A 13,675-nucleotide genomic window follows, 5' to 3' on the forward strand; every position below is an offset into this window, starting at 1 on the left:
ATCGAGCCATCAATAAAGACCCATTCTATATCAGCAAGGTTGGCTAAGGCCTTGAATAAATGTGCTAGAACGCCTTTCTTAGACCATAAATGAAACCGTCTAAAGACCGTGCTCCAATGACCGAACTCTTTAGGTAAATCTCGCCAAGGGATACCTGTTCTAAGGCGGTAAAGAATACCTTCGAATGTTTGTCTATGTTCAGGTTTGTCATAAACACGGCCTGTGCTTTTCATTAAATGAAATAGCTTTCCCAGCGTGCATCGGTTAGCATAAGTCTTGGCATGGCTTGAGGTTATGGTTACTTTTGGCGAAGCAAATTATAACGTCTTGCCATGCTGTCTAAAAATCACTCTCGAAAGATCAACAGACCCTAGATATCGTAGTGCAAACCACACTCACGTTGTAGCCCATTAAAGCGAGTTTCTTCCTCTGTCATGCCTAATTCGAGTGGTTTACTCGAATGGGTATCTCCCACAGAAACATATCCTTGGTCCCAAAGTGGATGGTACGGCAAGTCAAATTGAGTCAGATAGAGGTGCACATCTTTATTCGACCACTCGATAATAGGCAGTAACTTAAAGCGCGTGCCATGAATCGCCAGTATCGGCAACGCCTCACGGGTACTGGCTTGGCTGCGTCGAAGCCCAGCAAACCAAGTGCCGACCTCAAGCTCGGCTAAAGCGCGTTGCATAGGCTCAACTTTATTTAACCGGTTGTATTGCTCTAGTCCGTTTACCCCTTGCTCCCATAACTGGCCAAAGCGCGCCTCTTGCCATGCCGATGTCATCACTGCTTGGTACACTTTTAAATTCAGTGATAAACGCTCTGTCAGCTCGTCGATAAACTGATAAGTCTCAGGGAATAAATAACCCGTATCCGTGAGAATAACCGGAATATTCGCCTGTGCCTGACTCATCATATGTAGCATTACAGCGGCTTGGATCCCAAAGCTTGAGGACAGCGCATGATTACCGGGCAAATAAGTTAAGCCCCATAGAACTCGCTCTTGTGCGCTTAATCCACCTAAGAACTGATTAATACGTTCAAGCTCTATCGCTTGCTCTGCCTTAGGCGCACTCAATAATGCCTTGAGTTCGGCAGCGCTGACCACAGTCGGCACTTTATCACTGGTTTTTTGCTCAATATCAGCCATGAAAATCCTTAGCGGCATCGATCACCGCCTTCACTACACCCACGCGGACGGTGAAGTTACCAAAGGTTTCGCCTGCATCACGCTCTACGGCGTAGCGGCCAAACAGGGTATCCAATTCGGCGAGAATGTCCGCCTCTTGGATATTTTCTCTGTGCATTTTGTTCAAACGAGTCCCTTCAAAACTTGCACCTAAGTACAAGTTATAACGGCCCGGCGCTTTACCCACAAGGCCAATTTCAGCGGCAAATGGGCGAGCACAACCGTTAGGACAACCCGTCATACGCACGACAATCGCTTGCTCGCTAATGCCGTGTTTTGCCTGCAGCGCATCGATATGATCGATAAACTCAGGGAAATAACGCTCGGCTTCCGCCATCGCTAATGGGCATGTCGGCAACGCCACACAGGCAATCGAGTGACCGCGGGTTTGCGTCAACACTTGGCCCAGCAGACCATGTTTACGGGCTAAACCTTCAATGGTAGCTTTATCTTCAGCTGCGACGCCTGCGATGATCATGTTTTGATTCGAGGTCATGCGGAAATCGCCCTTGTGGATCTTAGCGATTTCACGCAGCCCCGTTTGCAGGGTTTGGCCTGGTAAATCTTTAATACGACCGCTTTCGATAAATAAGGTTAAATGCCACTTACCGTCAACGCCTTCGACCCAACCATAACGATCGCCGCGATCGCCAATCACTACATCACGTTTAGGTTCAAATTTCACCCCAGCACGTACTTCAACTTCGGCTTTAAATTTCTCATAGCCGTGGTCAACGATTGTGTATTTAAGGCGCGAGCGCTTACGATTAGAGCGATTGCCCCAGTCACGTTGCACTGTCATCACAGCTTCGGCAAACTTCATCACGTCTTCAGTTTTGATAAAACCAAAGTCGTCTGCTAGGCGTGGAAAGGTTTCCACTTCGCCGTGGGTCGAGCCCATGCCGCCGCCAGCCGTTAAGTTAAAGCCAACTAGCTCGCCATTTTCGGCAACAGCAATAAAGCCTAAATCGTTGGTGTAAACGTCAACATCGTTATCTGGAGGAACCGCAACCGCCATTTTGAACTTACGTGGCAGATAGGTTTTGCCATACACAGGTTCAACGGTTTCATCTTCGGTTGAGAGTAACTTTTCTTCATCTAACCAAATTTCGGCGTAGGCGCGAGTGTGTGGTAATAGATGATCAGACAGTTGTTTCGCCACCGCATAGGCCTGCTCGTGCAGTTTAGATTCCACCGGATTGGGGTTACACATCACGTTACGGTTAACGTCACCACAGGCAGCAATTGAATCCAGCGCTTGACGATCTAAATCTTGAATAATGGTCTTCAAATTACGCTTAGGAATACCGTGGTATTGGAAGGTTTGGCGGGTCGTCAAACGAATACTGTTCGAGCTTGTGAGCGTCGAGGCAATTTTATCTACGCCTAACCATTGCTGCGGAGAACAAATACCGCCGGGTACACGGGCGCGCAACATAAAACTATATAAAGGTTCGAGTTTTTGCTCTTTACGTTCGTTACGTAAATCACGGTCATCCTGCTGATAGAAGCCATGAAATTTGATCAGCTGCTGATCGCCGTCACTGAAACTGCCAGTCACAGAAGAATCTAAACCTTCTTTGATGGTCCCTCGCAGGTAATCACTGTCGGTCTTTAGGTATTCGTTTAACGCTAATTTTTGCTCACTCATGGCAACTGCCTCTTAAAATTGGGTTCGCTGGCTGCACAGATCATCACGTGTGCAACGTTGGCTATTCTTATGCGTTTCTTATCTGCGCAACGGTTGAGATTAATACACGTCTTTTTGGTAACGTTTATCGCTGCGCAGGGTTTCAAAATAGGCTTCAGCAGCTTCGGTATTCAAACCACCGACTTCGACTGCCACCTCAATCAAGGCTTGGTGAACATCTTTGGCCATACGTTCAGCATCACCACAAATATAAAGATGCGCGCCATTTTGCAACCATTGCCACAGGGCTTGGCCTTGTTCTTTAATGCGGTGCTGCACATAAATCTTATGAGCTTGATCGCGTGAGAACGCCACATCGATACGGCTGAGATCGCCATTTTTCAGATACTGTTGCCACTCAGTTTGATACAAGAAACCCTGCTCAAAGTGAGGATTGCCGAAGAATAACCAGCTATCGCCTTGGCTCCCTTGTGCTACGCGCTCCTGCATAAAGGCACGGAAGGGCGCAACACCTGTGCCAGGCCCCACCATGATCACTGGTGTTTCTGGATTTTCAGGCAAACGGAAATGCTTGTTCGACTCAACATAAACCTTAACTTGCGTGCCTTCCTGCGCAGATGCTAAGAAGTGTGACGCGCCGCCAAAACGTGCTGAGCCGTGGCGCTCATCTTCCACTAAGGCCACAGTTAAGTGGACTTCTGTTTCGACTTCGCTTTGACTTGAGGCGATAGAGTAAAGTCTTGGCGTTAATGGACGCAGTAGCTCAAGCAGTTTTGCTGCATTTAAGGTTACTGAGTTATTTGATAACGGATACTGAGTGACTAAATCGGCAAATTGATGCTTAAGGATAAAGTGGCGCACTTGTTCTTTATCTTCGCTCAATGCCAGCAGTTCTGCGCTGCCGCTCAATTCGGCCCATGCTTTGACTAATCCAGGGTATAACTGAGTCAATTCTTTCTTATCAACCAAAGCCTGCTTAAGGGACAAGGATTCAGTACCAAGGGTCACTAACTCATCGGCGGCTAATGACAAACCCGCTAAGACTTCATCGACTAAGACTTCGTTATTACTAAACCACACACCAAGGGCATCACCCGCTTGATAGGTTAAGCCTGAGTCGCCAAGGTCGATTTCAACATGGCGCACATCTCGGTCTGATCCACGGCCGGTAATTTTTTGGCTCACAAGCACTTCGGCGCTATAGGGGTTTTGCTTAGTAAATTCACTTTCGCCAATCGCTTTAGCGGTGCCGATGGATACCACACTGGCGGACGAGGTTTCGATTAGCGGCTTAACGGCCTCTAATACATCGGCGTGCCACTGGCCCGCGGCAGCTTCATAATCCACATCACATTCAATTAAAGGTAATAGTGATTTAGCACCCAGCGCTGCTAGGCGGGCATCGAAGTCTTTACCGGTTTGGCAGAAAAATTCATAGCTAGAATCCCCCAGCGCCAGCACTGAGTAATGTAAATTGTCTAACTTAGGGGCACGTTTCGATGCTAAAAACTTGTGTAATTCAATCGCATCATCCGGCGCTTCACCTTCACCATGGGTGCTGACCACCAATAAAAGCACAGCTTCTTGCTTTAATTGGCGAACATTGTATTCGCCCATTGAAGCCAGATTGACCGCATAACCTTGCGCCTGCGCCTTATCGGCGAGCGCTTTAGCGACACCACGGCCATTACCCGTTTGGCTGCCATAGAGAATAGTCACAGTTTGAGCCGTTTGCGCCTGTGCGGCAGGCGCTAATTGGCCCGCATTGGCTGTGGCAGCAAGATAGCCACTCACCCAGGCCAATTGCACAGCACTTAACTCAGAAGTGAGTTGTTTTAGCTTATCGACTTGTCCTTGAGACAATGGCGAAGCCAGCGATGAAAGTTCTTTTAACAACATGAGACGGCCCTATGACAGTGTAATGTCCACAAGCTTATCGCGGTTTAAGAAAAGCAAAAAAGAATAAAATAGGATTTTTAATTCCATTTTGGAATATACAAAGTGCAAAATTTAAGCTACAAAAGTGTGCACTGGTTAAAAGTTTTTGATCCGACCAGTGCAGAAACGGCCTGCTTGAGAAATATGCACTTGTGCCAAGCTAAAGTATTGCCACAATGGTCATTAGCCTGTCGAACAATAATTTCTGTTGCCCACAGAATAGTTTGTTTTAAAAACAAAAAGTGTCCATCCTAGATTGAATGCCCTAACTGACTCGAATCACCCGCCGAATAAACGCTGGTGACGACAGATTTTGCAGTTGAGTACGATGAAGGAAGAACAGCAGGCGGAACGATTATATAAACCATCAGGGAGTAGTCATGCAGATTGGAATACCGAGAGAAAGTCTCGCCGGTGAAACTAGGGTCGCCGCGACCCCAGCCACCGTTGAGCAGCTTAAAAAACTCGGCTTTGAAGTTGTTATTGAGGCCAATGCAGGTCAACTGTCAAGTTTCGATGATGCAGCCTTTGAAGCTGCGGGCGCGAAGGTGACAACAAACGTTTGGCAAGCCGATCTGATCTTTAAGGTCAATGCGCCAAGCGACGCCGAAATTGAACAAATCAAAGACGGGGCGACTATCGTCAGCTTTATTTGGCCCGCACAAAACCCTGAGCTGGTTGCGAAGTTATCTAAACGTAAGATCAACGTGATGGCAATGGACATGGTACCACGCATCTCCCGTGCCCAGTCACTTGATGCCCTCTCCTCTATGGCAAACATTGGTGGATATCGCGCAGTTGTTGAAGCCGCACATCAATTTGGCCGTTTCTTTACTGGCCAAATTACCGCTGCTGGTAAAGTACCGCCCGCCAAAGTGTTAGTCATTGGTGCTGGTGTAGCTGGCCTTGCCGCCATTGGTACTGCTGGTTCGCTTGGCGCCATAGTGCGCGCCTTCGATACCCGCTTAGAAGTGGCCGAGCAAATCGAATCTATGGGCGGCCAATTCCTTAAACTGGATTTTGGTAACGAGGAAGGTGGTTCATCGGACGGTTATGCTAAAACCATGTCGGATGAATTTATTGCCGCCGAAATGGCACTGTTTGCCGAACAAGCCAAAGAAGTCGATATCATCATCACCACAGCGCTAATCCCTGGTCGTCCAGCGCCTAAGCTCATCACCAAAGCCATGGTTGATAGCATGAAGAGCGGCTCAGTGATCGTCGATTTAGCCGCTGCGACGGGTGGTAACTGCGAATACACGCAATCGGGTGAGCTGTTTGTTACTCCTAACGGCGTAAAAGTGATTGGTTATACCGACCTTCCCGGTCGTCTACCGGCGCAATCGTCACAGCTTTACGGCACTAACTTAGTCAACCTGATGAAGTTAATGTGTAAAGAAAAAGACGGCACAGCCAGCATCAACTTTGATGATGTAGTCATGCGCAATATGACAGTGATTAAAGAAGGTGAAGTGACCTTCCCGCCGCCACCGATTTCGGTTTCTGCGGCGCCAGCAAAACCAGCGGCGAAAATCGAGCCTAAAAATACCACTCCGAAGGCACCATCTAAGCTCAAATACGTGCTCGCCGCCTTAGGCGTTGCAGGATTTGCTGCCGTGGCATCGGTAGCACCACCAGAGTTCCTGTCGCATTTCACAGTATTCTTGCTGTCCTGCGTTGTTGGCTATTACGTGGTATGGAACGTATCCCACTCACTGCATACGCCTTTAATGTCAGTCACTAACGCGATTTCGGGCATTATCGTGGTCGGCGCCCTACTGCAAATCGGTCAGGGTTCAACTTTGGTCACTGTACTGGCGTTTATCGCCGTGCTGATCGCCAGTATTAACATCTTCGGTGGTTTTACCGTCACTCAGCGCATGCTGAAGATGTTCCGTAAGGATTAAGGGGGTTTAACGTGTCTCAAGGACTGGTAACAGCAGCTTACATTATTGCCGCCATTCTCTTCATCTTCAGTCTCGCGGGACTGTCGAAGCAAGAGACGGCAAAACACGGCAATTTATTCGGTATCTTAGGTATGGCAATCGCCCTACTGGCTACCATTTTCAACCCCGATACTAACGGAATTGCGTGGATCTTAATCGCTATGGTGATTGGCGGCGCGATTGGTATCCGTTTAGCACTAAAAGTCGAAATGACTGAAATGCCTGAACTGGTTGCTATATTGCACAGCTTTGTGGGTATGGCCGCGGTATTAGTGGGTTTCAACAGCTTTATCGACTTACACCCACAGGAAGTATCACAAGTCGTGGTGGCAGTCGGTGGTGATATCAATACGACCCTCGCCGCAGTACAAGATGCGCTAAGTGAAGCGGTGAAGACCGCCAGCAAAGAGCACCTCACTGGCGCTATGCTTAACATTCACTTGGTCGAAGTCTTCCTCGGGATCTTCATCGGTGCGGTGACCTTTACGGGTTCTATCGTTGCCTTTTGTAAGTTACGCGGACTGATTTCATCTAAACCTCTGATGCTGCCACATCGCCACAAGCTAAACCTAGTCGCAGTGCTAGTGTCTTTCGCCCTGTTGGTATACTTCGTTCAGACAGGTGGCACTATGCCAGCACTGCTGTTGATGACCTTGATTGCCTTCGCCTTTGGCTGGCATTTAGTGGCATCCATTGGCGGCGCGGATATGCCAGTGGTTGTGTCTATGCTGAACTCCTACTCAGGTTGGGCAGCGGCAGCGGCAGGCTTTATGTTGTCGAACGACCTCTTGATTGTGGTCGGCGCGTTAGTGGGTTCATCGGGTGCTATTCTGTCTTACATTATGTGTAAGGCCATGAATCGCTCGTTTATTTCAGTTATCGCGGGCGGCTTTGGCACAGATGGTGTGGCCTCAACCGGTGATGAAGAAATGGGTGAATACCGTGAAACCAACGCCGAAGATGTGGCGGATATGCTGAAAAATGCCACTTCAGTCATCATCACTCCGGGTTACGGTATGGCAGTGGCGCAGGCGCAATATCCTGTTGCGGAAATCACTCAAAAACTACGTGATCGCGGCGTGAAAGTGCGTTTTGGTATCCATCCAGTTGCTGGTCGATTACCAGGCCATATGAACGTACTACTCGCTGAAGCGAAAGTCCCCTACGATATCGTGCTCGAAATGGACGAAATCAACGAAGACTTTAAAGACACAGATGTCGTGCTCGTTATCGGCGCCAACGACACGGTTAACCCCGCGGCAATGGAAGATCCAGGCAGTCCAATCGCAGGTATGCCAGTGCTGGAAGTGTGGAAAGCGCAAAACGTGATCGGCTTTAAACGTTCGATGAACACAGGTTATGCCGGCGTGCAAAACCCACTGTTCTTCAAAGAAAATACCCAAATGTTGTTTGGGGATGCTAAGGCCAGTGTTGAAGCCATTTTAAAGGCACTTTGAGTTTGATTTAATATCAACAGAGTAGAAATCGTTTAGGCGATAAACATTATTCTAAAGAAATAAAGGGAGCCACTGGCTCCCTTTATTTTCACATTTTTTTAAGCCTATTAAGCTAGTCTCTGCGCCAATATGATGCGAGGCTTATCTGCCCCAAATGCTGATACGCTTAATGTAAGCTAAAACAGTAAGTTAAATCTAAAGCTGATTTAAGGAAATAAGAAATGTTGCTTGGGCTGTTTATCCTGTCTGCCGTATTAATCAAAACCTCATTACTCGGGCTTGGCTGGATATCGATTATCATCGGCCTGAGTGGGTACCTATTTTGTCGATGGTGTAATATCAAGTTAGATATCAAACTGATTGATAAATTTAAACGACTCTTTATCACTGGCGCGGCTCTGCATCTTCTCGTCTATATCGGCTTAATCACTAAGCTTTTCCTTATCGACAGCTTTGAAGACTTGCCCACATTCCTGATAAGTCACTTAGTCTTCCACCACGCAATCAGCGCCGTGATTGCTGCCGCATTAACCTTCTTGGCGATTCGCATCTATCTACAACAGCAAAAATTAACTCAAGCCTATCGACAGGAATTAAGCTAACTCAACAAGGTTTTGATGATAAATACCGACGGAGAAAATCTGACTAGATTCATCATTAGCTTAAGTACCATAAAATAATGGGGGACTAAAGCAGATCATACAGAGGTGTTGTCAGCAACACTGAATTCATCAATGGATTCAAACATCAGGGATAAGAATGACCCCTGATGTTTGGGGGGGAGCTAAGCCAAGATACGTTAGTCGGCGGCAATATCGTTATCTTTAAGCTCTTTTGACAGGGTTTCATAATTCGTTTTGAGTTTTGGCAAAGTATCTTCTTTGATTTTACTCAATACATTTTGCAACTGATCCTTACCGTAAGAAACGCTATAGTGACGGGTTTCAATATTGCTAATGATCTTCTCAGACTCTAAATACAAACGACGAATATCAGACAAAATATCACTCGGTGTTTCTAGCGCATTGGCAGAATAGCGCATGTTATCCCAGACAAATAATCCCATCTGCGGATGCATTTTCACTAAACTATTACTACTCACAGTCTCAACTGTGTCAGCGTAATGACTCAAGATTTCAACATTGTCACTCACTTCGTCATATAGGGCATGACGCAAATGATAGTTATTCTGCATATTGCTCAGGGCATCAAATTTAATTGCCTGTGACAACCCTTCTTGTGCGGCTAAATACACGCCAACAACAGTCGCAATGATTATAAAAATCTGACTCACCCAAAAACTGGTTTTGATAAGCTCAGTGTTATCAAGCTTAATGGTGCGTTTAGGCATATCTGCCTCATTAGAGATGGGGGTCATGTCCATATGTTTTATCCTGTCAAATCAAAAGTACAAGGCAATATCACTAACTTAAATCATTATTGAGTGGTCATCCTACACTATTGGGGTATGACTTACCTCAGTACAAATCACGATTTTTACCCACAAAAAAGGAGCCATCTGGCTCCATTTTTATATTCATTGGTCAGTCTATTATGCTGCTTTTGCCACATCAAAATTGGATAGCAACATCACAGCTGTACGGCCTAATAGGTGGTTGATCGTGCGATCGCCCGCTAAGCCTAACTCAGCAATCGCTTGCTGACGCGCTGTACTCACCGCTCTAAAGAGGGTAATTTCATTATTCGCACCACCACAAAGACTAAAGAACAGTCTTAATACTGCGCGGTAATGCTCTTCCTGCATTGCCTGCATCCAGGATGTTTCCAATGCCTCTTGGCTAGAAAAATCCAGCGCAGCAACAAATAGATTGCCGATACGACTATCTAAACGAACAAGAAAATCGCTTTTGCGTGGAAAATGGTGACTAATACCTGTGCGACTAATACCCGTTGCTTCAGATAACGTAGTATAAGACATAGTCTCAAAGCCGATAGTCAAAATTTGTCTTAACGCTTCATCCATAATTTGATTTATGGTTTGCTCAGTTTGTACTCGCGAGCGCTTAGCCATAGTAATGTCTCCCCTCTTATTTTTAGGGGGGAAAGCTTACCAAAGCCGCTCAGGGATTACTGCTGTTCACTGGGCCGTAACCAGCGTATTTCACTTTTGTTCAGCTAGGGTTCAGTTTAAAACAGGCTTCACCACTGATTTAATTAACACATTCATAACATTGAATTTTGTACCAACCAGTTATGTGCTTTTTCTTCGCCCATGAGTAAAACGAACGTCGGTTGGAGATAGTGTCCAAGATCAGCTTTTCGCCAAAATAGATATTCAGGAAGGGGTTGCAATACACTCGCGCCAAAAGTGCGTTGCATTAAGCTCGAATACTCACCTAATAATCTCGGCTCTAATTGCTCGGCTTTAGGGTAGAAATTCGTTAAAAAGTCCCGATACTCGGCAAATTTAGCCACTTGAGCAACATCGTATCGATGCAACACTTGTATCAACATTGGCGAGCTCCAATGCGACAAATATTGCGGGCTTGTTAATGCATCAAGGTTGCGTCTGTGGTATTGCTGCCACGCCAAGGCAAAATCATTTTTCTCCCGTGCGATACGCCAAACCAAATAAATGTCAGCTAGCCATTCATGTTGATATGCACTCAAGTGAGTCGGTAACACAGAGCCTTGCAGAGCAAGGTTCTCCAAATGACCGAGCTCATGCCATAGGGTTAATTGCGGCTGTTCAAGTAAAGGTAATTGATAGGTCACCATATCGACACTGGCTAACTGTACTTGTGGTGTCAGCTGCTCATTCACTAAGACTAGGCCCGCAATCTTATTGTCATCGACGGGCATGACCATGGCACTTCTGCGGCCTAAATCGCGCTTAAATTGATCTAGCGTGGCGGGCAGCTGCGCCAACACTTGCTTAGGCAATAATGCCAAGCAAGTGCCAAGCTCTGGTAAAGGGCAAATCAAAGCCTGCTTATCGGCAATGGGCGTCCAAGTCAGGCTAGATGCGAATGCCAGAGCGACTAAGCTCACTGATTCGCCATGATATTTTGTATAATCGCTGTCGTTGAAATACCATCCTCAAAACCCAGCACTTGCACTTGGCCACCTGCTGCAATCACTTCAGCGCCACCAGCAATATCCTCAAGCTTATAATCACCACCTTTGACCAGCAGATTTGGCAGCAATCGAGTAATGATGCGCTGCGGCGTATCTTCACTAAAAGGCACAACCCAATCAACAGAAGCTAAGCCAGCGAGCACAGCCATACGACGATCAACCTGATTAACTGGACGGCCTTCACCCTTGAGGCGTTTAACCGAGGCATCATCATTTACCGCGACGATCAAACGATCGCCCAAAGCTTTCGCCTGTTTAAGATAGCTCACGTGGCCCGCATGTAAAATATCAAAGCAACCATTAGTCATCACCACACGCTCACCGCGCAGTTTGGCTTGCTCTAAGGCGTAGGCCAGTTGATCTTCACTCACCACCCCAAAACCCGATTCTCCATGGTGCAAAGCTAAAGCTTCAATAAGCTCAATGCGGCTCACGGTAGAAGTGCCAAGTTTACCGACCACAACGCCAGCGGCGGTGTTCGCAATCGCACAAGCTTGGGGTAAATCGGCGCCCGCGGCTAATGAGGTTGCTAAGGCTGAAATCACAGTATCGCCAGCCCCCGTCACATCATAGACTTCACGGGCAACGGTAGGAATGTGCAACTCAGGCGCATTAGCGGTCACTAAGGTCATGCCCTTTTCAGAGCGGGTCACTAAAATGGCATCAAAATGATGTTGCTTGAGTAAGCCACGGGCTTTTTCTAGCAGATCGGCTTCAGAGGTCACAGTGCCAACAACGGCTTCAAACTCACTCATATTTGGGGTAATGAGTGACGCGCCATGATAACGACCAAAGTCACTGCCCTTAGGATCGACTAATACCATCACACCTTTCGAACGCGCTAAAGCAATAAAATCTCGCGGCTGATCGATAGCGCCCTTAGCATAGTCAGATAACACCACGACATCGACAGAATCGAGTAAGGCCTCGGATTGTTTCAATAAACGCACGCTATCGGCCTTGTCGAAGGCTTCTTCGAAATCGAGGCGGATAAGCTGCTGATTACGTGATAACACCCGCAGCTTAGTGATGGTTGGTTTATCAGCAATACTTAACCATTGGGGTTCAACCCCTAAAGTTTGCACACCGAGCGTTAGGGCATGGGCAGTATCATCTTGGCCGACGAGCCCGGCAAGTTGGACTTGCCCCCCTAAGGTCGCGATATTGAGCGCCACGTTGGCCGCGCCGCCGGGTCTGTCTTCGACTTGATTAATCTTCACCACAGGTACGGGGGCTTCAGGGGAGATACGTCCCGTAGGGCCAACCCAATAGCGGTCTAACATCACATCGCCGACGACTAACACTCTGGCTTTTTCAAATGCTGGCAGAGAAACCTTCATAGTGCTCTTATCTTTATGCAGAAATTAAACCGTGATTGTACCTAATTTTCAGCAAAAATTGAGTTAGAATGAGCAGTAATTTTCAAAAGTAGTGAGTATTTTTGTGGTCGAGAAAGCCGAGTTTTCATCTTCTTTATATCATCCTAAGCATTGGCCCATGTGGTTTGGCGTATTTTTGATGCGTTTAACTCAGCTTCTACCGCTTCCTTGGCAGATGACGCTGGGTAAGGGATTGGGTCGCTTAGTGATGAAATTCGCAGCTGGTCGCACCCACACAGCGCGCCGTAACTTGACCCTCTGTTTCCCTGAAATGACGGAAGCACAGCGAGAAGATTTACTCACGCGTAATTTTGAAGAAACGGGCAAAGCCATTTTCGATACCATCAATGCATGGTGGTGGCCCGATGAAAAAGTGCAGCAGCACATGAGTATCAAAGGCGAAGAACACGTACAAGACACGTTAAATGCTGGCCACGGCGTGATCCTCTTTGCCGTGCATTGTTTGCCGCTGGAAATGGGCGCACGTATCTTCGGCCAATTCCAACCCGGCGTGGGGGTTTATCGCCCACACAATAATCCAGTGATGGAATACCTGCAGGTCAAAGGCCGTTTACGCTCCAATAAAGGTCTCGTTTCTAAACGCGACTTGCGCCAAATGATACGCTGCCTCCGCAATCCCGATGTGATTTGGTACACGGCCGATCAAGACTTTGGCCGTTCCAGTGCGGTATTTATCCCATTTTATGCCATGCCAGATGCGGCAACGATTACCGGTGCCACCACGTTAGCTAAACTCGGCAAAGCCAAAGTCCTGCCTTTTTTTGTGGAACGTACTACAGATGATAAAGGCTATCGAATTGAAGTGATGCCACCGCTGGATAATTTCCCCGGCGAAGATGAATTAGCCGATGCCATTCGCGGTAACAAGATTATTGAATCCATCATAGATAAAAACCGCGCCCAATATATGTGGTTACATCGCCGCTTTAAGACCCGTCCCGACCCAACGGATAAATCTTTATATCAGTAACTCATTCAGTTTTTGAATACGA

General features: G+C 47.1%; 11 protein-coding genes and 1 pseudogene. 4 read left to right on the plus strand and 8 right to left on the minus strand.

The window, feature by feature from the left end:
• From L5L97_RS16715 to L5L97_RS16730, 4 genes and pseudogenes are all read right to left on the minus strand, one after another.
• Positions 1-283: pseudogene (locus tag L5L97_RS16715) on the minus strand (transposase); the annotation flags it as partial.
• Between the two features lie 87 nt (positions 284-370).
• Complete coding sequence (locus L5L97_RS16720; RefSeq protein WP_263183014.1) at positions 371-1,153, minus strand: phosphoadenylyl-sulfate reductase; 783 nt, start codon at positions 1,151-1,153, stop codon at positions 371-373.
• A complete protein-coding gene (gene cysI, locus L5L97_RS16725; RefSeq protein WP_263142651.1) occupies positions 1,146-2,843 on the minus strand; it encodes an assimilatory sulfite reductase (NADPH) hemoprotein subunit in 1,698 nt (565 codons plus the stop codon). Before cysI ends, L5L97_RS16720 begins: the two co-directional genes overlap by 8 nt.
• Positions 2,844-2,942: 99 nt before the next feature.
• On the minus strand, positions 2,943-4,742 hold the full coding sequence (locus L5L97_RS16730) for an assimilatory sulfite reductase (NADPH) flavoprotein subunit (RefSeq protein ID WP_263142652.1): 1,800 nt from the start codon (positions 4,740-4,742) through the stop codon (positions 2,943-2,945).
• Positions 4,743-5,161: 419 nt separating this feature from the next.
• On the opposite strand from L5L97_RS16730, the gene L5L97_RS16735 reads away from it, so the two are divergent.
• The 3 genes from L5L97_RS16735 to L5L97_RS16745 all read left to right on the plus strand — a co-directional run bounded on the left by L5L97_RS16735 (position 5,162) and on the right by L5L97_RS16745 (position 8,786).
• Positions 5,162-6,688 (plus strand): Re/Si-specific NAD(P)(+) transhydrogenase subunit alpha, encoded by a 1,527-nt coding sequence (locus L5L97_RS16735; RefSeq protein WP_105251577.1) that lies wholly within the window; start codon positions 5,162-5,164, stop codon positions 6,686-6,688.
• Positions 6,689-6,699: 11 nt separating this feature from the next.
• Positions 6,700-8,184 (plus strand): Re/Si-specific NAD(P)(+) transhydrogenase subunit beta, encoded by a 1,485-nt coding sequence (gene pntB / locus L5L97_RS16740; RefSeq protein WP_263142653.1) that lies wholly within the window; start codon positions 6,700-6,702, stop codon positions 8,182-8,184.
• 221 nt (positions 8,185-8,405) lie between these two features.
• Positions 8,406-8,786: a hypothetical protein gene (locus L5L97_RS16745; RefSeq protein WP_263142654.1), complete on the plus strand. Its 381-nt coding sequence runs from the start codon at positions 8,406-8,408 to the stop codon at positions 8,784-8,786.
• 197 nt (positions 8,787-8,983) lie between these two features.
• Here L5L97_RS16745 and L5L97_RS16750 read toward each other — a convergent pair whose 3' ends face one another.
• The 4 genes from L5L97_RS16750 to hldE form a co-directional block, all read right to left on the minus strand.
• A complete protein-coding gene (locus L5L97_RS16750; RefSeq protein WP_263142656.1) occupies positions 8,984-9,568 on the minus strand; it encodes a hypothetical protein in 585 nt (194 codons plus the stop codon).
• Positions 9,569-9,736: 168 nt separating this feature from the next.
• A complete protein-coding gene (locus L5L97_RS16755; RefSeq protein WP_006082899.1) occupies positions 9,737-10,216 on the minus strand; it encodes a TetR family transcriptional regulator in 480 nt (159 codons plus the stop codon).
• Positions 10,217-10,368: 152 nt separating this feature from the next.
• Entirely contained in the window at positions 10,369-11,196 is an 828-nt protein-coding gene (locus L5L97_RS16760; protein WP_263142658.1) for a hypothetical protein, read from the minus strand.
• Positions 11,193-12,623 carry a bifunctional D-glycero-beta-D-manno-heptose-7-phosphate kinase/D-glycero-beta-D-manno-heptose 1-phosphate adenylyltransferase HldE gene (gene hldE / locus L5L97_RS16765; protein ID WP_028761811.1) on the minus strand — a complete coding sequence of 477 codons (1,431 nt, stop codon included), beginning with the start codon at positions 12,621-12,623 and terminating at the stop codon, positions 11,193-11,195. Before hldE ends, L5L97_RS16760 begins: the two co-directional genes overlap by 4 nt.
• Before the next feature lie 103 nt (positions 12,624-12,726).
• On the opposite strand from hldE, the gene L5L97_RS16770 reads away from it, so the two are divergent.
• Complete coding sequence (locus tag L5L97_RS16770) at positions 12,727-13,653, plus strand: LpxL/LpxP family Kdo(2)-lipid IV(A) lauroyl/palmitoleoyl acyltransferase (protein WP_168822581.1); 927 nt, start codon at positions 12,727-12,729, stop codon at positions 13,651-13,653.
• Positions 13,654-13,675 lie beyond the last annotated feature (22 nt).

Origin of the sequence: Shewanella sp. SM71 (genome assembly GCF_025653905.1) — a bacterium.
Taxonomy (GTDB): Bacteria; Pseudomonadota; Gammaproteobacteria; order Enterobacterales; family Shewanellaceae; genus Shewanella; species Shewanella oncorhynchi.